Genomic DNA, 21,879 nt, shown 5'->3' with positions numbered 1-21,879 from the left:
CAGTGAGTTGACTACCCCACTTTAGCGCCTTTTTGTGGTCTGTTCGTGCCTTAGCAAACCCTAAAGGTCTTGAAGACCTTTAGGGTTTCTTACCACTCTATGTAAAACGCCGCCCGCCCGTCCACACTCACCGGAATCCGGTAAATGCCGGGGATTAAAGGCGCGATCACTATAGCATTTCCGTTGACCTGTTGTGGATTAGCAGGTAGTGAGAGAGTCACCTCGCCCTCGGCCCGGCGGCCAAGATCAATGACAAACCGCAGATGACGTTCAGCCGCCGCCCACTCAGCGACTTCGCCGCCCTGAGAAAAGTGAAACGATGAACCAACGAACTGCGTCGCTTGAAGGACGGGGCGAACAGCCAGCAAACGTCCGCTGTGTGGCGGGAGAGTGAAGCTGACGTGGTCGCGATGATAAGCCTGACTCCAGAAATCGTGAATGTGACCCGAGGCGGCAAGTGTTCGATCCACGGGGCGGTCGCCCCAGTTAAACAGGCCGGACACTGTCCACTCCCCGACAGCGCCCTGCAGAGGCAATTCCAGCCGCTCCGGCATTTCCTTTTCCAGCCAGTCGCGGGCCAGCGCCGTTTTGCCTAGCACTGGCAGGAGCGGCTCGATCAACTTCCGGCGCTCAGGCGAGAGGCCGGTCAGATCGTCGGAGACCAGAAACATGCCGCCTGAGAGGGCGATGACGCTCGCCAGGGCCTTCACTTCATCCAGCGTCAACTGAGTCGTGTCGCGCACCAGCAAACAATCGGGGTCGTTGAGCCACCAGCGGCGGTGCAGAGCAGCGCGAGTGAGGGTGTTGCGAATGGCGTTGCGGGCCGAGGGCATGGCCGGCTCGTCACGAAAGACGGGCGAGACGCCCTTATAAGCAGGCCGCCAGCGCGCGTCAACGTCGGCGCTGATTCGCATTCCGTCCACAAGGCCGATGGCAGAGCCGAGCGGGCAGCCACAGCCCAGCAAAAACGTTTCCGGCCCGGCGGCTTCGCGGATGAGTTCGAGGCCGAGGCGCAAAGCCTGAGCGCGAGTCCGGGTTGGGTCGTGGCGTTTGCCGGGGAGGGCCGCCGCGTACAAAAAGTCCAGTTTGAGGTAAGGGTAGCCCCATTCATTCACGGCGGTGCCGATCAGTTTGCGGGTGTGGTCTTGCACTGCCGGGTGAGTCACGTCGAGGCCGCGACAAAATTTGTCGAAGACAAACCCGGCGTTGCCGGGCAGGCCAAGCGTGTTGCGTAAGAACCAATCTGGATGTTCACGCGCCAGTTTCGAGTCCGGTTTGGCGATGAAAGGAGCCAGCCACAGGCCCGGAATCAAGTTCCGGGCGCGGATCGAGTCGGCGACCGCCCGAAGACCGGAGGGAAACTTAGAGTTGGTTTCAAACCAGTCGCCGACGTTGGCTTCAAAGCCGTCATCCAGTTGAACAAGTGTGAGCGGCAGGCGGGCCCGGTTTGCATCCACTTGCTCCAGGTTGGCGCGCAGGTCGGCCTCAGTCACTTTGTCGAAGTAGTGATACCACGAACACCAGCCGGTGGGCGTCTGCGCCGGAACGCGGGCGTTGTTCTCGCGGGCGACGGCTTCGGCGTAGTCGCGAAGCGGATCAAGATCGTATTCAGTGAGGAGTTGAACATAGGTGTTATCGGTTATTAATGATCCGCCGGGCGGCAGGGTCACGTCGTCACACTGGGCGCGCAGGCGGAGCGAGGGTGAGAGCGCATCGGCCACGACATCAATCGAGCCAAACTGTTCGCGTTGTGAGGTAAACCCGGCGACGATGGCGCTGTGGCGCGTTGGGTCGGCCAGCACGCCAAACATGTCGCTGGAGAATTGCCGCCGGAAGTCGGATTTGGGCGTGAGCGGGTTGTGGCTGACCGGAGCCTGGATTGGACCAAGATTGGTGTAAGGCTGAATCTGTTTTGTGATCAGCGTCCCGGCAAAGCTCCACGATTGCCAGCCGTTTGAGAAAAATGTGGGCGGGGCAGAGTTGGTTGAGAGGCGAACATTGCCCAGGCGGTGCAACGGGCCGGCAAAGAGCGGGTTGAGGCGGGCGACGCGAAACGCTTTATCGCCCAAATTTTGGACGCGGAGCCGGATGAGTAGGAAGGGGCGCTCTTTGGGCAGAGCGAACTCAATCGTGATCGCCAACGTTTCCAGGCCGCTGACGGCGCGGGCGACGATCATCTCCAGCGGGCCGTGAACCGACTCAGCCTGGCGCTGAAAAACATCAGCGCCGTCGAGGCCGCCGCGCCAGTGCCAGGGTTGAAGGCCGGCGAGGTGCGGCCAGTTGAGGTCGGGAAAGCGAAAGAGGCCATTGAAGCGCGCGCCTTCGATGGACGGCGTTTCGCTGGTTTGGGTAAAGAGTGACCACGACGAGGTTGAGGGGTCGAGGGTAAATTGCAGATGAGGGTTGGAAAGGGTGAAGGCCATTGACGGCTAATGTTACCCGGCGATTGAAATCGTGGCAATGTATGGTATTGAGCAATTCCGGACCTCTACCACACAACATTACTTCCACCACTCCGGGTCTGACGCGCCTGTGCCCAGCGAACTGATCGCCCCCGTGTCGAAGTTGTAGAGTACCACCTGGGAAACGCCGTTCGTTACTTGCTCGTAAGCCACCCAGTTGCCCTCAGGAGCGATAGTGAAGTCGGGGCGCTTGAGGGCGTCTTTGATGAGCGGCACGGGCGGGTCGTTGTCCGTCAAGTCAATGGCATACAAACTGAAAGCCGAGCCAATGGGAGAGCCGTCACGCACGCGCAGAACCAGGTGCTTGCCGTCGCTGGTCAACAGGCCGCCGGTCACGTCGTCTTGCGGGCGGCGGGCCAGCAAAAGCAAAATGTCCGTCTTGAGCGAGCGCGACAGTTGCTCCACGAACACAAAGCCCTCCGCCTCCGCCGAATACAAATACAAACAGGTCTGCTCGGCAATCAAACAGGTCTCGGCCTTGAAGACCACTTTGAGTTGGCCGGGTTCACTGGCGTCAAGGCGGGCCGCGTTGAACGGGTTCGTGAGCGAACTGCTCGTCTTCACCTTGAGGGCGTTGGCAGTGACAAACGCCTGGTCAATGCCGGTGATGGCCGGTTGCGGCTCGATGCCGGTGACCGGATCAAGCACTTTGGCAAAGTGCTCGCCGATAGCCTGAAACGACGAATCGATCAGCAACAGCTCGTCGCTGGGCAGGTAGACAACCGTGCCCGGCCCGGGCTGGCCCACCTGCTTGAGCAGGGTGATCGGGGCCGAGCCGTCGAGCGGTTGGCGAATCAAATTATGCAACTGGTCAACATAGATGACGGCTTCGCCGTCAGGCGTGAGCAGGGGCGCAAAACGAACGTCGGGGCGGCGGGCGTAAAACGTGATCTCCGGCGACGAGCCGGGAACCACGTAAAGATCGCCCTCGCTCACAATCGCCATTTGTTCTCCAGAGGCGGCCATATCGGCCACACCGGCGGGGACGCAGGAAGCGAGCAGTAGGCAGTAAACAGTGAGCAGTAAGCAGCAAAACTTGAGGCGCGGAGCGTAGAACGTGTCCCGGCTTCCAATTTCCAACTTCCAATTTCCAACTTCTATTCTCATGGCGTCACCGTGGGAGCAGGTGTATTGGTAGGCAATGGCGTGCGGCTGGCCGTGGCCGTGTTCGTCGGCGTGCGGGTGAGGCTGGGCGTGAGCGTCAGGGTCGGGGTGCGCGTGACGGACGGGGTGAGGGTGGCGGTCGCCGTTCGAGTCGGCGTGCCCAGACTCGACTGTTGCCGAAGTTCTCCGGCCGCATCGTAGAAATAGAATCGAGTCTGCCCGCCGACAATTGCATCCAAAGCCAGGGTTGAACCGTCGGCTGAAAAATCGGCGTCACGGATCGAGTCCCAGCCGTCGTTGATCGACTCGGCCACGATCACGCCGTCGGTTTGAATAAGATACAAGTTGCGCGAAGCGCCGTCCAGCACGTCCACCGCCAAAAGCTTTAGTTCGGGCGCGTAGTCGAGCACGCGCAGGTCGAGCTTGTTGGCCAGCAAAAGCACCGGCCCGCCGCTGGCCGGGAGGGCAAAGAGCGAGAACGTGCCGTTGGCCTGCTGGCTCTTGTAAGTCAGCAAGCCACTTTCAAACTTCGGCGTGGGCACAAGCGTTGAGGTTGAGGTGGCTGTCGGCGTCGTGGACGGCGTGAGCGAAGGCGTGAAGGTGAGCGTGGTCGTTGACGTCGTGGAGGGCGTGAGCGACGGCGTGAAAGTGAGCGTAGGCGTAGGCGACGACAGCGGGGCCGAAAGCGGGTTGTCGGGCACAAAGCCACACACGCTACTGAAAATGGTGGGGCAGGTGGCAAAGACAAACGTGCCGCCACTGCACAGGATCATAAACGCCACCAGGATGCTCACCCAGAGCATGGCGCGGTTGGGCGGAATCAATTCACCTTTGGTGGTGGCGATGAAACTGTCGCTGGCCGCCGTCACGTTGAACGTGGCCGGCTTGCCTTTCACCTGCAAGTTGGCCGTTTTCTTCTCGCCCGGGCTGAGGGTGAACACTTGCGGCTTGAAGATGAACGTCAACTGATCGGCGTCATCGCTGGCGGCCAGAATCACTTTGCGCGGCGGGTCGTCGGTCGAGCGTTGCATGTAGTTGACCGAGACGGTGAAATCGCGCGGCGAGCGTTTGGGCGAGAGCCGGACGATGATGGGGCGCGGCGGCGCGGGCTGGGTGGACGTTGGCGGCGGCGGTTGAGCCGCCGCTTGCTGGGGCGGCGCTTCGGGCTTACGGGACCTGGCTTCGGCCAGCGGCGGCTCCGGCGCGCGCGGGAGCCACACCGGCGGCGGCGCGCTGGCCGGACTGAGCAGGGCGTCTGAGCCGCCAAACCGGATCGCTTCCGTGCCTTTGAGGGTGTAAGGCGCGTTGGGCGCGAGCGGCTGGTTGTCAATCAGCGTGCCGCCGGTCGAGCCTAAGTCTTCCAGAGTGAAGCGCCCATTCTTGAATGTCAGCCGGGCATGGTTGGCCGAAACGGTGCGGTCGGGAATGATCAGGTCGTTGCTCACCCCGCGCCCGATAAGGACGATTTGCTGTTCGATGTTGTAGGACTGCACCCGCCCGTCCGACAGGCGCAGATGAATAGTGGCGTAAGTCATTGGAGAGAGATTTTACTCTGATTCTGATCTTGGGGCATCCACCGAAATTAAGGGCAACCACCTCCCCTGCCCGCCCATCAACGGCGCGCCGGGGGTCAGGTCAACCCAGTAATAGTTGAAGACCATACCTGCATCTCCGCCTTCACCGTGCACAATGTGTGCCCACGAGTCGGGTTTGCCGACGACGAGCGCCAGATGAAAGACATGGCGAGTGAGACACTCTTATTAGCCCGCGTCCTCGCGGGCGTTCCCAACCGCGAGGACGCGGTTGAGGAGCATTTATTAAACAGGCGCTTGGAAATCACCGGCCGGCCTGCACAAAAAACGGATCGCCCGCAAATGCCGCATACGCCGCCTGAGTTTCGGGCGAAGAGTTGATGCGCCAGTCGGTCTCCTTATCAAGGTTGAACCAGGTCACGGCGCGGACGAGCGGATACTTGGAAGCAAGAGAGTTTTGGGCGTCGGCGATCCACTGCGCCTTGTGGCCGCCCATTTCAGTGGAGGCAAACTCGGCAATCATCACCGGCTTGTCGTGCGCCGCGGCCCAACCGGTGTAAGAGTCGGCAAATACTTCGTCGAACGATTGCCAGCTCGTGGCCGGGTGGGCGGTTCCCCAGTTGTAGCCGTCCATCCCCACCCAGTCCACGTAATCGTCGCCGGGGTAATAATTGTCAGGCCAGTTCCACGAGTCGGTCGGCACGCCGTGCAGGACGTTCGGGCTCCACACCCAACTGACGTTGAGCGCGCCCTCGTCGGCAAACAAATTGTAAACGTGGCGATAGGCGGCGATGTAACGCTCCGGCCCGTCGGGCAGAGCCGGGTCGCCAAAGCCGCCCAGTCCGCCGCCGCCGTTCTTGGCCCCGCTCCAGGGCGACCAGTCGCCGTTCATCTCGTGCGCGAATCGAAAGAAGACCGGCGAGCCAAGTTCGCGAATCGCCCGCGCCCACGCTCGCAGGCGATCATCGCGTTGCCCGGCCAACAGGTCATCCAACGATCCGCGACGCGGCTCAAAAGTGATGAAAGGGATGACGCCGGTTTCGACCAGTTGACGCATCCCTTCCATCTCCGGTTCCCAGGCCGCAACATACCACATGCCAATCGCCGGCAAGTGGCCGGTGAGCGATTGATACTCGGCCAGTTGATCCGGCGCCGACCTCTCGCCGTTGAAGTCTATCGTCACCCCAAGATACGCGCCCTGCTCCGGCACGGGAACTTTGTTCACGGATGTTGAGGGTGTTGAGGGAATGAATGTGATCGTCGGAGATGACTCAGGCTGACGGCTCGACGCGAACCATCCCAGCCCGAACAGCAAACAGGCGATGATCAGGGCCAGCCGCCATGCCTTAGTTTGGCGTTTCATTTCCCCGGCCCGGCCTTGCGGGCAACGAAGCCAGCAAAACGCCCAAAAGAATCATCGCGCCGCCGGCGAAGAACTGCGCCCCCAGCGGCTCCTTGAGCAACCAGGCGCTGAGAATCGCGCCGACGACAGGCTGGGCAAAAAACAGCAGAGAGGCCACCGTCGTGTCGAGCAATTCAAAAGACTTGTTCCAGAGATACACGGCCAGCGCCGTGCAGACCACGCCCAGAAACAATGTGCCGCCAATCACGCCGGTTGTGATCCGGCCAATCGTCGCTCGCGCAAAAACAAGCTCCCAAATTGCCAACGGCACGGCCACGGCCAGGCCGCCTGCCGGAGCCATCACGGTGATGGACAGAGTCGGCGTCCCCTGCGCCGCCGCCCGCTTCACCAGCACCGAGTACAGCCCCCACGTCACCGCCGCCCCGAACAAGGCGACGTTGCCCCACAACACGTCCGCGCCCAACCGCACAGCTTCAAGATCGAAGACGACGGTGACGACTCCGAGCGTGGCCAGGACGAGGGCGGCGAGGCGGGCCGGAGTGAGCGACTCGCGCAGAAGCCAGAAAGCGAAAACGGCAATGAAGGCCGGGGCCGCCGACGTGATCAGGGCGCCGTTGGCGGCAGTGGAGAGCTTGGTTCCCCAAAACTGGAAGCCAAGCGAGAGGCCGTAGCCGACAAAGCCAATTCCGAGAAGCGGCAGGAGTGAAGTTCGCGGGTGACGGCGTCCGGTTCGCGGCGTGATCAGCGCGGCCATAATGGCCAACGAGATCATGCCCAGCAGTAGCCGCGCCACCAGCAATGTGAATGGCGGCACCGTCTCCAGCACCACGTCGCTCACCACGTACATGCCGCCCCAGATCGAAGCGGCGGCCAAACCGGAGAGAGCGCCGAGGAGTTTCATGGGGTGGAGGTTGGAGATTAGAGAATTAGAGAATTTATTTTTGATCGCCCTTCAGCAGTTCTTCGGCCAGGGCGTGGTAGGCTTGCGCGCCGGCAGAGCTGGCGGCGAAGGCGGAGATAGGAACTCCGTGCGAGGGCGCTTCGGCCAGACGCACACTGCGCGGAATGATGTTCTTGAACACCTTGCCCGGAAAGTGCTTACGCACCTCTTCGACTACTTGCATCGAGAGGCCGGTGCGGGCGTCGAACATGGTCATCACCAGGCCGCGAATGGTCAGGCTGGTGTTGAGCGACGAGCGCACCCGGCTGATGGTCTGCGCCAACTGGCCCAGGCCTTCGAGCGCCAGATACTCGCATTGAACCGGAATGATGACCGCTTCGGCGGCGACGAGGCCGTTGACGGTGAGCAGGCTGAGCGAGGGCGGGCAGTCAATCAAAATGTAGTCGTACTCTTTTTTGAGCGAGGCCAGGGTTTGCTTGAGGCGCGTCTCGCGGCCAATCTCGCTCACCAGCTCTACTTCTGCGCCGGAGAGGGCGGGCGTGGATGGCAGAAGCGCAATCTTGAGTTTGGCGTTGAAGAGGATGACGTCGGCAGGTTTGACGTCATCCATCAGCACGTCGTAGATGCTGGCGTCTACTTTGCGCTTGTCAATGCCCAGGCACGAGGTGGCGTTGGCTTGCGCGTCCAGGTCCACCAGCAAAACGCGCTGGCCGAGTTGGGCCAGGTAGGCGCTGAGGTTGATGGCCGTCGTCGTCTTGCCGACGCCGCCTTTTTGGTTGACGAGGGTGTAGATGTGGGCCATAAGAATACACAATACTCAATACTCAATACCCAATATTCAATATTTGATTTTCAGTATTGAGTATTGGATATTGAGTCTTGTTTAGGCACTCCGTCAATGCCAACTCGCGTGATCGAGTCGCTGGCGAGGGCAACGGCGAACCGGGCCGATTCTAACACGTTGCGCGTTTGCCAGAAGCGAACGAAGAACGAGGCGGCAAAGATGTCGCCCGCGCCGGTCGCATCCACTTCGGCCACAGCCGGGGCAGGGACATGGTAGCGGCTTCCCCGCTGAAAGACGGTGGCCCCGTTCCCGCCTTCGGTGACGACAAAGATATTGGCGATGCCGGCCCAGTGTTCGATTAAATCCCGGTCGCCCGACACATCTTCAATGCTGATCACGGTGGCCGTCGCCGATTTCAACGCCGACTCCGCCGACTCCCATTTCGACTTTGATACTCGCCCTGCCCCGTCCCACTGCCGCATCCAGCCTTGCGGGGTGAGGCAGACGAGCGCGCTCGAAAAGCGATTAGCAAGGTCGGCATCCACTTCGCGGGCGATAGGCGCAAGGTGGACGATGGGCGCGGCCCGCCACTCGGCGGGAACCGAGTCGAACGTCAACGGCCCGGCCTGCGCGTGCAGAGTCTGGGTTCGCCCGTTCGGGCCGTATTTATTTTCAAAGGTGGTGCTTCGTGGCGAGGGAAGGCAATGCAGAGTGAGCCGCTCGAGACCGTCGGTCACCGCGCCCGGCGCGGCGGCGGTGACGACGCCGGTTCGCAGGCCGAGCGCGTGGGCAGTGAGGGCGGCGTAGGCAACCGTGCCGCCCAGTCGAATGCCGTTAGGCGTGATGTCCTGAGCAATGTGGCCGATAGCAAGATAGTCAAGCACAAAATTCTCAATGCGTAATGCTCAATTCACAATTAGGGCTTCATTTGCGCATTGTGAATTGTGCATTGTGAATTCTCAAGCGCCGTAGAAACCCCGCCACAGAGGCCGCACTTCTTCGACAGTGATAAAGGCCGAGTCGTCAGCGCCCAGCACCAGCTTTTGCACCTGGTCTACTTCTTTGCGGCGGACGGTGATGAGCAGGACGTTGACCACGCCGTCCTTGCCCCGGCCCGGCATTTCGGTGACAGCATAGCCGCCGGAGCGCAGGGCGCTGGCAATGGCCTGGCCTTTGGTCGAGGAAATGATTCGCATCTGGCCGAAGCCGAGGGCCATCCGCTCTTCGATCATCATGCCCACGATGACCCCGGCGGCAAAACCGCCGGAGTAGCCGACGATGTTCCAGACGTTATCGAGCTGGCTGAGGACGCGGCCAATGGCAATGACGAAGATGGTAGCCTGGGCAAAACCGATGGCTCCCGCCACAAACTTGCGCCCGCGCATCATGAACAACACGCGCAACGTGTCGAGCGTCATGTCGGCCAGACGGAGGAAGAAGATGAAGAGGGCGGAGAGGAGGGCGTCCACTGGTTAAGTTTTAGATTGCAGCCGGAGAAGTCCGCCTAACTTTGAACCTTCATCCCCGCCTTCATCGCCGGAACGTACATCTGGCTGGTGTAGTCCTTGAGCATGCGCCGGGTGCTGAACAGCGGGGCCAGGGTGGCGATGCACTCCTTCATCTTGTGAATCCAATCGCGAGGCAGGTCTCGCTCATCGCGCTTGTAGAAGAGCGGCGCGATTTCTTTTTCCAGCACCATCCAGAATACTGCAATTGAGCACGCCGTTGATGGCCGCCTTCTGGCCGCTGGTGCCGGAGGCCTCGTGCGGGCGGCGCGGTGTGTTGAGCCACACGTCCACGCCCTGAATCATGTGGCGGGCAATGTTCTGGTCGTAGTCTTCGATGAACATCAGCCGCCCGGCGAACTCGGCCCGCTTGATGTTGCGGTACAAGTCCTGAATCACACGCTTGCCGGGGTCGTCGGCAGGGTGGGCCTTGCCGGCAAAGACAAATTGCACTGGCATGTCTTCCCGGTTTACCAGCTTGAGCAGGCGGTTCATGTCACGGAAGAGCAAACCGGCGCGCTTGTAAGTGGCGAAGCGGCGGGCAAAGCCAATCGTCAGCACGTTGGGATCCATGAGCGCCCCGGCGGCGATGATTTGCACCGGATGGATGCGGGTGGTAAGCCACAACTCGCGGGCGCGGCTGGTCATGAAAATTTGCAGCCGCCGTTTGAGGTGGCGGTGGACGTTCCACAATTCCTCGTCGGGAATCGAGAGGAGGCTGTCCCAGGTTTCGGGGTCGTCGAGGTGGTCGTACCAGTCGGGGCCGAGACTGCGATCAAACAACAGCCTCATACGACGGGCCAGCCAGCTACCGGTGTGAATGCCGTTGGTGATTGAACTGATGGGCACGTCGTTTTCTGCCGCGCCCGGCCAGAGCGTACGCCACATGTCGCGGCTGACCTTGCCGTGCAGTTCGCTCACGGCGTTGCGCCGTTCGCTGAACCGCAGAGCCAGGGTGGGCATGGAAAACGTCGGCCCCCACTGTTGATCAAGGTTAGCCAGGGCCATGAATGAGTCGCGGTCGAGTCCCATGCGATCCCAGTAATGCGGAAAATATTTCTCCATGAGCCAGAGCGGGAAAGTCTCGTTGCCGGCCGGGACGGGGGTGTGGGTGGTGAAGACGGTGCTGGCCCGCACTTCGCGGGCGGCGTCGTCAAAGCTCACGCCGGTTTGCACCAGTTCGGCGATGCGCTCGAGGATGGTGAAGGCCGAGTGGCCTTCGTTCATGTGCCACACTTTGGGGTTGATGTTCATGGCTCGCAGGGCGCGCACGCCGCCGATGCCAAGCACGATCTCCTGAGTGATGCGCACGTCGAGGTCGCTGGAATAGAGGCGGGCGGTGAGATCGCGGTCGGCGGGCGAATTGGTGTCGAGGCTGGTGTCCATGAGGAATAAGGGGACACGGCCCACGCGAATCTCCCACACCCGGATGTGGACAAGGCGGCCCGGCAGTTCGACGGCGACGATGACATCTTCGCCGTCTGGCGTTTGGGCCGGTTTGATCGGCAGGTCGGCCACGTCCAGATTTTCCCAGAAGGCTTCCTGCCAGCCGTCTTCGGTAATGTGCTGGCGGAAGTAGCCTTGCTGGTAAATGAAGCCCACGCCCACGAACGGCAGGCCGATGTCGGACGCTTCTTTGGAATGATCGCCCGACAGCACGCCGAGGCCGCCGGCGTAGATGGGCAGGCTCTCGTGCAAACCAAATTCCATTGACAAGTAAGCCACTACGTCGTTTTTGAGTTCGGGGGAGCTGGCGGCGAACCAGGTGTCGTGTTGATTGAGGTAAGCGTCGAACTGGGCGATGACCCGATCGTAGGCTTCGAGATAGTTAATGTCGGCTAAAGCGGCGTTGAGGCTTTTTCGTTCGACCTTGCGCAGGAATTTTACGGGGTTGTGGTTGACGCGGTGCCACAGTTGCTCGTCGAGTTGCGAGAACAGCCGCCCGGCGGCGGGGTTCCATGTCCACCAGACGTTGTACGACAGGTCGGCCAGCCGCCGGATGCGACGCGGGAGATTAAGGCCCGAGATTGCGCTGGCCGGAATGAGTTGGGGCTGATTGAGCATTGAGGAGTCTCCTGAGCGATAGAAGATAAGGGCAAGCAAAGCGGCGACTGTAAGCGTCGCCGCCAATGAATTTTACTATATCACGTCTGCCGGTGTGGTTTTGGCGTAAAGCTGTACAGGCTTTGGCAGGGATTTGCACGGTTACGGCAATTTACGGCCACAAAGGCCCTTAGGGTCTTTTGGATAAGCTCTTACTTACACCGGCGCTTTGCTGAAGTAGCGCTGAAAGGCTTCGGGGCGAAGGAAGAAGAAGACGGAGAAACAGGCAAAGAAGCCGCCGAGGTGCGCCCAGTAGGCAATGTTGTAATCGGTGTTGTTGAGCACCACGCTCAGGGCTGGAATGATGTTGACGATGAGGAAATAGATGACGATAAAGAAGGCGCGAATTTTCGGCCAGGTGGGAATGATCCACAGAAACACCAGGGTGCGGATGCGGCCACCGGGAAACAACAGCAGGTAAGCGCCCATTACGCCCGAAATGGCCCCGCTGGCGCCGATGGCCGGGATGACCGAGTCGGCGCTGAAAATGACGTGAGCAATGTTGGCCAGGAAACCGCACGTCAGGTAGAAGAACAAGAAGCCCCAGGGGCCGCAGGCGTCTTCCACGCGGCGGCCAAACACCCACAGGGCCAGCATGTTGCCAAACAGATGAAGCAGGCCGCCATGTAGAAACATGGTGGTGATGGACGACAAGGTCCCTCCGCCCTGGCTCGACAAGAGCAGCGCAGGCACTGTGCCGTATAAGTCTAGGAGTTGCCGGAACCCGTCGCGGCTCTCTTGAAGAACAATAAACTCAAAGCCCATGACCATGACATTGATCCAGATAATGGCGATGGTCATGAAGGGGAAATGGCTGTAGCGATTGGGTTCGGTGTCGTTGAGAGGGAGCATATCTTTTTAGCGCAGAGAGGCCCGGTACACGTCCAACCGAATCCACGCTTGCCAAAGCAGCAGCGCGAAGGGCATGATCAGAAAGAAAAAGCCGGTGAGGCCAATCGGCAGACGCAGGAAGAAACGGCTCACGCCGTCCGGCCCCAGCCACCACGTCCACATCGGGTGGCGCGGTGTGGCAAAGGCGCTGGCCATCAGAAAGCCGCCGATGAGTACACCAAAGCCGGCCACGTAAAAAATGGGCGAGGCGCCGAGCGGGTCCAGGCCGGCCTGGGTGAGCAACATCAGCCCATATAACAGTGACGGCCCGACCGTCAGGCGCGCCAGAGTCAACGTGGGGTTGATCGCTTTGAAGCCGGGGATTTCTTTCAGTCGTTTCAAGTCGGCCAGCCGTCGCTCGGCGTCGCGTTGCCCGACCACCGTCCTGGCTTTCACCGTCGCCATCAGGTAGGCCGACTCGGCGCGCGCCAGATCGCCCTGCTCCACAAACATGTCGCCCATCGTCAGCGGATCATTTTGCCAGCGCTTCAACGTTGCCAGTTTGTTCTTGACCCAGCCGTTTTGCGGGTTGACGGTCAGGGCGTTTTCCAATGCCATAATCTGGTCGCTCACGTCGTCCACCATCTCGCTCAACATGAGCCAGGCGGTTTCGTTGTTCTCGTATTCGTCAACAAGTTGAAGAAGGAGTTCCCGCGCTTCATGAGTCCGACCGGCGGCTTTGGCCGCTTCGGCCTCGGCTAACAAGGTTTTCTGTCGCTGCCGCACGGCGGCCTCGCGTTGTTCGTAGAGGCCGGTCAGCCGGGCCATCGCTCTGGGTTGGTCGGGAGAGATGGCCAGCGCCCGTTCGAGGGCCATGATCTGGGCGTGGATGTCTTCGGCCACGTCGCTGAGCCAGAACCAGGCGACGGCATTGTTTGGCTCGGTCTCCAACACGTCTTCGAGCAAAAGGATCGCTCGCTCACGGTTGCCGGCTCTGGCTGAACGGATGGCTTCTTTGAGATAATCGGCGGGGGTCATGCTGAGGCGCGGTCGAAAAACCTGGCGGCGAGGTTGGAATGGTGAAGAGCGCAGGGGTCGCCGCCGGGTTTTAATATATCATGCTTGTCATCAAGCTTGCCGGTTGTGATTGTAGCGCAAAGCGGCGCTGTTGTTGCACGCTTACCGCAATCCACAGGCGCTGGTACAATCTTTCTACTTTCTTACCTTCGGAGTCAACTACATGACCGCCCTTCCCATTTCATATTTTGCTGAACGCGCCGACTCGTTCGTTGAGGCGTTGCGCCGTTATATTGCCGTCGAATCCCCTTCCACCGATAAAGCCGCCGTGAACAGGATGGGCGCGGTCGTGGCCGAGGAACTACAGGCGCTGGGGGCGGGAGTGGAAATCGCTTCTCAAACAGAGACGGGCGACCATGTTGTCGGGCGGTTAGGCGGCGGCGCAGGCAAACCCATCGTCATCATGAGCCATCTCGACACCGTTCACGACGTGGGCGCGGTGCGGGCCAATCCGATCCGAGTCGAAAATGGAAAGTTGTTCGGGCCGGGGGCGATTGACATGAAGGGAAGCGTGGTGATGGTGTTGGCCGCCCTGCGGGCGCTGAGCGAGAACGCGAAGCTGCCGGCCCGGCCCGTCATTGCCCTGTTCACTTCCGATGAAGAGATCGGCTCGAACTCGTCGCGGGCGTTGATCGAAAAACTCGGCGGCGAGGCCGGGCTGGTGCTGTGCATGGAACCCGCCTTGCCTGACGGGTCGCTCAAGACCTGGCGCAAAGGCATCGGCGGCTACGACATTTCGATCCGGGGCCGCTCCACCCATGCCGGAGCCGACCACGAAAACGGAGTCAACGCGATTGTGGAGATGGCGCATCAGGTGCTGGCTTTGCAAAGACTCACCGATTACGCCAAAGGCACGACGGTGAACGTGGGCGTGATTCGCGGCGGCACGCGCTCGAACGTGGTTCCCGACGAGTGCCTGATCGAAGTAGACTTGCGGGTGATGACGCCTGCCGACGCCGAGGCCGTTTGCCGGGCCATCGAATCGCTCAAGCCGGTCAATGGCCGGGCGGCCCTGACCCTCTCCGGCGGCATGAACCGCCCGCCGATGCCGCGCACCGAGTTGATCGCTTCCACGTTTGCCAGGGCGCAACGCATCGCCGCCGACCTGGGCCTGACGATTGGCGAAGGCGGCACGGGCGGCGGCTCGGACGCCAACTTTGTGGCCCCGCTCGGCGTGCCGGTGCTCGACGGTTTGGGGCCGCTCGGCAATGGCGCGCACTCCGAGCGCGAGCACGTCTTCATCAAGAGCCTGCCGGAGCGCACGGCTTTGCTGGCTGGGATTTTGAGTGAGTGGGCGCTGTCACTTTAGGCCAATTTGAGTTTCGGCTTCAAACCTCTTCTCCAACTTCGCCTTCTCATCCGCCGGTAACAAAGTCGCCCGCACCGCGTTCAGCGAGAGCTTCTCAATCACATCCAGGCCCCAGCCAAACGCTTCGGTGGCGGCCAGCCACTCATCCGTGAGCGTGGTGTTGAACATGGGCGGGTCGTCGGAGTTGAGGGTGACGTAGAGGCCCGCTTCAAGCAGTTTGGGCAGTGGGTGTTCGGCCAGCGAGGGCGCAACCTTGAGGCAGACATTGCTGGTCGGGCACACCTCCAGCGGAATCTGGCGGGCGCGCAGTTCGTCAATCAACTTCGGGTCTTCAAGGCAGCGCACGCCGTGGCCGATTCGCTCGGCCTTCAATGAATTCAACGCGCCCCAGATGCTCTCCGGGCCAACCGTCTCGCCGGCGTGAGGCAGGCTGGCCAGCCCGGCGGCCCGCGCCCGGTCAAAGGCAGGTTTATGCTTCTCCGGCGGGTTGCCCACTTCGTTGCCGCCCAGCCCAAAGCCGGTCACCCCGTTCCCCAGTCCGCGAATGGCCCAGTCCGCCGAGATCAGTCCGTCGTCGGGACTCACTTCGCGGGCAATGTCAATCGTCAGAGTCATCGTCGTGTTCAGTTCCGCCGCCGCCCAGGCTCGCGCCCGGTTGATGGCCGCCAACTGATCGTCGAATGGGAGGCGATGAAGTTGATAGAGAGTGTAGGCGGTGTAGGTTACTTCGCTGTGAACAATGTTCTGCTCGGCCTGGCCGATGAGAAATTCGCGGGTGATCAGTTCGATGTCGTCGGGCGTCTTGAGGCAACGGGACATCGTCACATAAATGTCCACGAAGTGCGGGAAGTCGGTAAAGGTGTACCACTGGCGCAAGCCTTCGACGGTGTTCGCCGGTAGGGCCACGTCGTGGCGGCGGGCCAGCTTGAGCAGGGTTTCGGGCCGGATCGAGCCTTCGAGGTGAACGTGAAGCTCGACTTTGGGCATGGCGCGGATGAATGAGGTGAGGGGCATTAGTAAGCCATTTCTCCTTTGACAAACGCCGCCGTTCTTGAATCGGTTGGGCGATCAAAAAAATCGGTGGTTGGTGCGAGTTCGACAAGTTTACCACCGAGAAGCAAGCCAACACGATGCGCCAGCCGCCGGGCTTGAAAGATGTTGTGGGTGACGAGGACGATGGTGGCGCCGTGAACCGTGTTTTGTTCGCGCACAATGGATTCGATGAGGCCGACGTTGTACGGATCAAGATTGGCCGTCGGCTCGTCGAGCAATAGCACTTCGGGGCGAAGCACCAGGGCCCGGGCCAGCGCCACTCTCTGCATCTCGCCGCCGGAGAGCTTGTGGGCGGCTTCCCCGGCAAAGCCGGCCAGCCCCACCCGATCCAATGCTTCAGCCACCCGGCCACCAACAGGCAGGCCGCGCAGTTGCAAACCGTAAGCCGCGTTATCGCGCACCGAGCGATTGAGAAGAAGCGGGCGTTGAAAGACGGTCGTGACGCGGCGGACTAACGACAACAGCGGTTGAGGTGAAACGGGCTGGCCGTCGAAAAGGATGGCTCCGGCTGAAGGCGGCTCCAAAAAATTGAGCAGGCGAAGCAAGGTGGATTTGCCGGCGCCGCTCGGCCCGACGAGGGCCAGGATTTCACCGGCCCTCACCGACAACCGTTCCACATCCAGAACCGTCCGCCCGGCGTAACTCTGCTTGATGCCGTTGAGTTGATAGAGATCAGGCATTCGGTGAAATTGTTGAGCGAATTGTCAATTCGCTCTACGCCCCGACAGCCGCACCAGCAGTAGATTCGAGAAGAAGGCCAGGGCCAGCAGAACACCGCCCAGCGCCAGCGCCAGCTCAAAATTGCCTTTGCGCGTTTCGAGGACGATGGCCGTAGTGAGCACACGGGTGCTGCCTTCGATGTTGCCGCCCACCAGCATGACGGCCCCCACTTCAGAGATGATGCCGCCGAAGGCGGCGACGATGGCCGCCACTACGCCCGACCGGGCTTCGGCCAGCACCGTCCACATCACTTGCGCCGGAGTCGCGCCGAGAGCGCGCACCTGCAGGCGCAGAGCCGGGTCAACGCTCTGCACAGCCGAGAGGGTGAGACCGACGACGAGCGGCAGGGCAATGATGACCTGGGCGGCGATCATGGCCGAGGGTGTGAAGAGCCAGCTTAGCCGGCCCAGCGGCCCGGCCCGCGAGAGCAACAGATAGACAAACAGGCCGACGACGACCGGCGGCAAACCCATACCGGTGTAAATCAATAATTCGATGAGGCGTTGGCCCGGAATCGGGTGCAGGGCTAACGATGCGCCCAGCGGCACGCCGATCACGGCGGCAATGATCAGCGCGACGCCGGAAACATAGAGGGAGAGCGTGATGACAGGAAGAAGATCCGCGAGCACTTATCAGGTTTCACCACAGAGCACACAGAGAACACGGAAGACACTTTTCAATGACTCTGTGATCTCCGCGCTCTCTGTGGTGAATTCATTTATGGGTGCGCTGTCTTCCAGGCCTCCGAGCTTGGGTAGAACAACGGCTGGCCGAACTTGTCTTTGCCATAGTCGGCGATGGATTGCTGGGTTTCAACAGACGTAATCCATTCGGCAAACTGAGTCGCCAATTCAAAGTTGACGCCGGCGTGTTTCTCCGGGTTGACGGGGATGACGCCGTAAGGGTTGAGCAGGCCTTTGTCCTTGTTCGCGTCAATGCTGGCCCCGCCCACCATCACGTCCAGGTTTGGCAGGTTTTCTTTTTGCGACAGCCAGGTGCCCCGATCCGTTAAAGTATAAGCGCCTTTCTCGTTGGCGAAGGACAGCGTTTCGCCCATGCCCTGCCCTAACGAAAAATACCAGCCCGAATCGGGCGAGGGTTCGAGGTTGGCTTTCTTCCAAATGGATTTCTCTTTGGTATGCGTACCCGAATCGTCTCCACGCGAGGCAAACGGAGCATTTGCCTCTGCAATTTTGGCGAAGGCCTCGGCGGCAACTTCCAGGCCCGCAACTCCGGCGGGGTCGTCAGCAGGGCCGACGAGGATAAAGTCGTTGTACATCACGTCCAGCCGGTTAACGCCGTCGCTATTGGCGACAAATTCATCTTCGCGCGCCCGCGAGTGAACCAGCACCACGTCCACGTCGCCGTTCGCGCCAAGTTCGAGGGCCTGGCCGGTGCCAACGGCAATCACTTCAACATTAGCGTTGAACTTCGATTCAAAGTCTGACAGGATGGCGTCGAGCAAACCTGAGTCGGCAGTAGAAGTGGTGGTGGCAAGACGAAGGGTTTGAGGCGGTTGAACCGGAGTCGGGGCGGCGCAGGCGGCGAGAAGGAAGGTGATGAACAGAGAGAGGTGAATGAGGTGGAGGCGGCGCAGGGTGAGATTCTTTTCGTTATGATTTTTTATCATAGCGCCACATTATACTCGATGAATCAAAAAACCCCGTCACCCAATAAATGAGTGACGGGGTTTTGAGCAGTTGAACGTCTGGTTACTTTAGGATAACTTCGGCAGCCTGCAAGCCCTTCGGGCCTTTCTCGACGGTGAATTCCACCATCTGGCCTTCCTGGAGGGTGCGGAAACCCTCGGACTTGATGGCGGAGAAGTGGACGAAAACGTCCTCGCCGCCGTCGCGGGCAATGAAGCCGTAGCCTTTGCTGTTGCTAAACCATTTGACCGTTCCAGTGATACGCTCTGACATTGTGTTTGCCTCCTTATGGCAAAAAAGAAAATAATTTAGACGCAATGTTTGTTCCTTTAGGAGCGGTCAAAACAAAACGGCTCACGGCAGGAAATCCGTGAACCGTTGTCTTTCTCACTACTACCAACAAGAACTTACGTGCATCCTACAGAGCGATACTATAGCAGGCTCAAGGTGATGAGTCAAGCATGTGATTGCGACTCGAGGCGGCGCAAAACCGCCAACAGCAAAATTGAAACAGCCAGCAAAATGGCCGAGAGGGCCAGAGCCAGACTCAGATCGCTCTCAAAGCCGAGATAGATCGCCAGCGGCATGGTTTGGGTGCGGCCCTGAAGATTCCCGGCGAACAGGATCGTCGCCCCGAACTCGCCCAGCGCCCGCGTCCAGGCCAGAATGGCGCCGCTGAGAAGGGCGCGCCCGGCCAGCGGCAACATGACGAAGCGGAACAACTGCCACTGGCTTGCGCCCTCGGTGTAAGCCGCCTCTTCCAGTTGAACGTCTATTGCGGCAAAACCGATCCGGGCCGAGCGGACGTAGAGCGGCGCGGACACAAACGCCTGGGCCAGCACCACCGCCGCCATCGTGAAGGGCAAGCTGATTCCAACCAAGCCCAGCGCCGGGCCGAGCAGGCCGCGACGGCCAAAAGCCATGAGCAGGGCCAGCCCGGCCACTGCCGGCGGCAACACCACCGGCAAATCAATCAGCAACTCAACCCCGGCCCGGCCCCGAAACCGCCAGCGGGCCAGCGCATAAGCCAGCGGCGTGCCGGTGAAAATGGCTAACAGCGTGCTGAGAGTGCTAGTGACTAAACTCACCCGAAGCGCATCGAAGGCAGAAGGGGCAAAGAGGCTACCCATAAAGTCGGTCATTGCCGCCCGCCACAACAAGGCGACAAGCGGCAGGGCCAACAGGCACAACAGCACGCCGCCGGGGAGGATAAGCAACCAGATTGATTTACTGCGTGGAGGAAAGGCGGGGATCAAGGTGTGACCGGGGTGAAGCCCCATTTTTTCAGAGTCGCCTGCCCGTCGGGCGAAAGCACGTAAGCCACAAAGGCCTCGGCCAGAGCGCGGCTGGGCGCATTCTTCATCACCGCAATTGGATACCGGGCGGTGACGTTGAACTCGGCAGGGATGGCCAGCGTTTGCAGGTTGGGCGTTGCCACAGCGTCCGAATTGTAAACGATCCCGGCGTCGGCTTCGCCAAGTTGAATCTTGGCCACCACCTGTTTGACGTTGTTCTCTTCGGAGACAAGGTTGGCCAGCACTTGATCTTTGAAGCCGGGGCCGAGGCTGGCTTCAAGGTTGTCCAACGCCTGGCGCGCATAGTTGCCCGCCGGGACATCCTCGGCGGCCAACACCAACGAGAGGCCGGGCCGGGCCAGGTCGCTCAACGTTTGCACGTTCGCCGGGTTGCCGTTTGGTAGAATGACGATAAGTTCGTTGGAGAGGAAGATTTGAGAATTGGAGATTAGAGATTGGGTGGCAAGGGCATCCATTTCGCTTTGGTTGGCCGAGGCGAACACGTCGGCTTCAGCCCCCTGCTCCAGTTGAGTACGCAAGCTTTGCGAGCCGTCAAAGTTGAAGACGACGGCCACGCCAGGGTTGGCCGCCTCAAAGGCTTTGCCGATCTCGTTGAAGGCATTGAGGGTTGAGGAGGCGGCAAAGACGGTGAGGGTTTTGGGCGACGAGGCCGGGCCGGCGCAGGCGGCCAGAAATATGATCCACGAAGTCACACGAAGGAACACGAAGACAGCTTTATGAGGAGCCAAACGTGTCACGGTATTTTGCTTCCACAGTTTTTTCGACGGCGGCGTTGAAGCGGGCGAACTTGTCGAGGTATTCCTGCGCGGCGGGGGTGAGAGTCGCGCCGCCCCCGTGGTGGCCGCCGACCTGAGTCTCCACCAGCTTCAGGCCGAGGCGCGTTTCCATCTCGTTGATCTTCTGCCAGGCAGTGCGGTACTGGATTTTCATCTGCGCCGCCGCGGCGCTGATCGAGCCGGTTTCGCCGACGGCTTTGAGCAGGGCCGCCCGCCAGGTGGAGAAGACCACTTCGTCGTCGGCTTCGAGCCAGAGGTTGAATTTGGGTTGCATAGCTTTCGCGCGGAAAACGACAAACGTCAAACGTCAAACGACACCTGACGTTTGTCGCCTGTCGTTTCACGTTTCACACCTTCAACCGGGCCTGTTTGCACCAGAATCACCGCCGCCAAGATCAGGGCCGCGCCCAGCCATTGCTTTTCGTTGAGCGTCTCGCCCAGCAAAAAGATGGCCATGATGGCGGTGAGAGCCGGTTCGAGGGTGGCGATTAGCGAGGCCACGCTGGCTTGCAGGTAACGCAGGCTGAGGGTGTAGAAGCCGAAGCCCATCAGTGACGGCCCGACGGCGAGAATGATCAGGATCGTCCAGCCGTCCCAGGCTTTCATGGTGAACAGCGTATCAGGCCGCTGGGTCAGACTGAGGCCGATGGCGGCGAAGAGGAAGCCATAAGCCGTCACCGTCCACGGGCTGACAAAGCGTTTGCCACTCCAGCGCCCGGCCAGGTTGTAGAAGGCGAAGGCCAGCCCGGTGCCGAGGCCGACGAGAATGCCAACCGGGTTGACCTGCCAGGCTTCGGCGGAGTAGGCTTTGGCGACAAACACGCACCCGGCAAGACTCAACCCGACGGCAACGAGTTTGCGCGAGGTGATGGCCTCTTTGAGAACGGGCCAGGCCAGCAGGACGGTGAAGGCGGGCGAGCTATAAGCCAGCACCGTAGCCACCGCGGCGCCGTTGAATTGCACGCTGAATGTCCACAAACTATTGAAGATGGCGAGGCCGAAGAAGCCGTAGACGACAAAAAACGGAAGGTCGCGGCGAGAAATTTTGAGGGCTTGCGGTTGCCAGAGGCGCAGGATGAGAAGGAGCGCGAGGGCGATGATCAGATCGCGCCAGAAGGCCAGGGTGAGCGGCTGGAGATCGTAGTGCTTGAGGAGGTAGCTGATGAAGATGCCGGTGGTGGCCCAGACGGTAGTGCCGGCGAGGGCGATGAGGATGCCTTTGGAATGGGAGGTCATAGAGGTAGAGTGTGAGGCCGATAATAGCACAACTCACCCGACAACGGAAAGCGCGATTGCGCTCCCGGTATATTGGGTGTAAATTGGAACAGCCCGAGCGCCACTAACTGGCCGTCATGAATTTTCTCGGAAACTTCCGCACCGGGACATCCAGCGGA

The 21,879-nt window shown here is 60.6% G+C and carries 20 protein-coding genes and 1 pseudogene; 1 reads left to right on the top strand and 20 read right to left on the bottom strand.

What is annotated here, in order from left to right:
* Positions 1-89: 89 nt before the first annotated feature.
* From HYZ49_16365 to HYZ49_16315, 11 genes and pseudogenes are all read right to left on the bottom strand, one after another.
* Positions 90-2,423, bottom strand: coding sequence for an alpha-galactosidase (locus tag HYZ49_16365; GenBank protein MBI3243858.1), 2,334 nt, complete (start codon positions 2,421-2,423; stop codon positions 90-92).
* A gap of 78 nt (positions 2,424-2,501) precedes the next feature.
* Positions 2,502-3,428: a hypothetical protein gene (locus HYZ49_16360; protein MBI3243857.1), complete on the bottom strand. Its 927-nt coding sequence runs from the start codon at positions 3,426-3,428 to the stop codon at positions 2,502-2,504.
* 137 nt (positions 3,429-3,565) lie between these two features.
* Positions 3,566-5,101 carry an FHA domain-containing protein gene (locus HYZ49_16355; protein MBI3243856.1) on the bottom strand — a complete coding sequence of 512 codons (1,536 nt, stop codon included), beginning with the start codon at positions 5,099-5,101 and terminating at the stop codon, positions 3,566-3,568.
* 301 nt (positions 5,102-5,402) lie between these two features.
* Positions 5,403-6,461 carry a hypothetical protein gene (locus HYZ49_16350; GenBank protein MBI3243855.1) on the bottom strand — a complete coding sequence of 353 codons (1,059 nt, stop codon included), beginning with the start codon at positions 6,459-6,461 and terminating at the stop codon, positions 5,403-5,405.
* Positions 6,445-7,362, bottom strand: a complete 918-nt coding sequence (locus HYZ49_16345; GenBank protein ID MBI3243854.1) for a DMT family transporter — start codon at positions 7,360-7,362, stop codon at positions 6,445-6,447. Before HYZ49_16345 ends, HYZ49_16350 begins: the two co-directional genes overlap by 17 nt.
* A 34-nt stretch (positions 7,363-7,396) precedes the next feature.
* Positions 7,397-8,164: a ParA family protein gene (locus HYZ49_16340; GenBank protein MBI3243853.1), complete on the bottom strand. Its 768-nt coding sequence runs from the start codon at positions 8,162-8,164 to the stop codon at positions 7,397-7,399.
* A gap of 50 nt (positions 8,165-8,214) precedes the next feature.
* Entirely contained in the window at positions 8,215-9,030 is an 816-nt protein-coding gene (locus tag HYZ49_16335; GenBank protein MBI3243852.1) for a ribokinase, read from the bottom strand.
* 75 nt (positions 9,031-9,105) lie between these two features.
* A complete protein-coding gene (locus HYZ49_16330; protein MBI3243851.1) occupies positions 9,106-9,615 on the bottom strand; it encodes a DUF2179 domain-containing protein in 510 nt (169 codons plus the stop codon).
* Positions 9,616-9,650: 35 nt separating this feature from the next.
* Positions 9,651-11,715 (bottom strand): annotated as a pseudogene (glgP, locus tag HYZ49_16325) (alpha-glucan family phosphorylase).
* Between the two features lie 195 nt (positions 11,716-11,910).
* A complete protein-coding gene (locus HYZ49_16320; protein ID MBI3243850.1) occupies positions 11,911-12,606 on the bottom strand; it encodes a rhomboid family intramembrane serine protease in 696 nt (231 codons plus the stop codon).
* Positions 12,607-12,612: 6 nt separating this feature from the next.
* Positions 12,613-13,623, bottom strand: coding sequence for a hypothetical protein (locus HYZ49_16315; protein ID MBI3243849.1), 1,011 nt, complete (start codon positions 13,621-13,623; stop codon positions 12,613-12,615).
* A 202-nt stretch (positions 13,624-13,825) separates the two neighbouring features.
* Here HYZ49_16315 and HYZ49_16310 point away from each other — a divergent pair, with 202 nt between their 5' ends.
* Complete coding sequence (locus tag HYZ49_16310) at positions 13,826-14,971, top strand: M20 family metallopeptidase (protein MBI3243848.1); 1,146 nt, start codon at positions 13,826-13,828, stop codon at positions 14,969-14,971.
* On the opposite strand, the gene add is transcribed toward HYZ49_16310, so the two are convergent.
* The 9 genes from add to HYZ49_16265 all read right to left on the bottom strand — a co-directional run bounded on the left by add (position 14,963) and on the right by HYZ49_16265 (position 21,721).
* Positions 14,963-15,985 carry an adenosine deaminase gene (gene add / locus HYZ49_16305; GenBank protein MBI3243847.1) on the bottom strand — a complete coding sequence of 341 codons (1,023 nt, stop codon included), beginning with the start codon at positions 15,983-15,985 and terminating at the stop codon, positions 14,963-14,965. The genes HYZ49_16310 and add overlap by 9 nt on opposite strands.
* On the bottom strand, positions 15,985-16,704 hold the full coding sequence (locus HYZ49_16300; protein ID MBI3243846.1) for a phosphate ABC transporter ATP-binding protein: 720 nt from the start codon (positions 16,702-16,704) through the stop codon (positions 15,985-15,987). The genes add and HYZ49_16300 overlap by 1 nt, the downstream gene beginning before the upstream one ends.
* A gap of 24 nt (positions 16,705-16,728) precedes the next feature.
* Complete coding sequence (locus tag HYZ49_16295; protein ID MBI3243845.1) at positions 16,729-17,373, bottom strand: ABC transporter permease; 645 nt, start codon at positions 17,371-17,373, stop codon at positions 16,729-16,731.
* A gap of 89 nt (positions 17,374-17,462) precedes the next feature.
* Complete coding sequence (locus HYZ49_16290; protein ID MBI3243844.1) at positions 17,463-18,374, bottom strand: substrate-binding domain-containing protein; 912 nt, start codon at positions 18,372-18,374, stop codon at positions 17,463-17,465.
* Positions 18,375-18,456: 82 nt separating this feature from the next.
* On the bottom strand, positions 18,457-18,666 hold the full coding sequence (locus HYZ49_16285; protein ID MBI3243843.1) for a cold shock domain-containing protein: 210 nt from the start codon (positions 18,664-18,666) through the stop codon (positions 18,457-18,459).
* A gap of 182 nt (positions 18,667-18,848) precedes the next feature.
* Positions 18,849-19,673: a molybdate ABC transporter permease subunit gene (gene modB / locus HYZ49_16280; protein ID MBI3243842.1), complete on the bottom strand. Its 825-nt coding sequence runs from the start codon at positions 19,671-19,673 to the stop codon at positions 18,849-18,851.
* A complete protein-coding gene (modA, locus tag HYZ49_16275; protein MBI3243841.1) occupies positions 19,646-20,389 on the bottom strand; it encodes a molybdate ABC transporter substrate-binding protein in 744 nt (247 codons plus the stop codon). The genes modB and modA overlap by 28 nt, the downstream gene beginning before the upstream one ends.
* Positions 20,390-20,423: 34 nt before the next feature.
* A complete protein-coding gene (locus HYZ49_16270) occupies positions 20,424-20,759 on the bottom strand; it encodes a LysR family transcriptional regulator (GenBank protein MBI3243840.1) in 336 nt (111 codons plus the stop codon).
* 26 nt (positions 20,760-20,785) lie between these two features.
* Positions 20,786-21,721 carry an EamA family transporter gene (locus HYZ49_16265; protein MBI3243839.1) on the bottom strand — a complete coding sequence of 312 codons (936 nt, stop codon included), beginning with the start codon at positions 21,719-21,721 and terminating at the stop codon, positions 20,786-20,788.
* Positions 21,722-21,879: the final 158 nt, after the last annotated feature.

This window comes from Chloroflexota bacterium (assembly GCA_016197225.1).
GTDB lineage: Bacteria > Chloroflexota > Anaerolineae > Anaerolineales > VGOW01 > VGOW01.
This window is presented reverse-complemented; position numbering and strand designations above follow the sequence as displayed.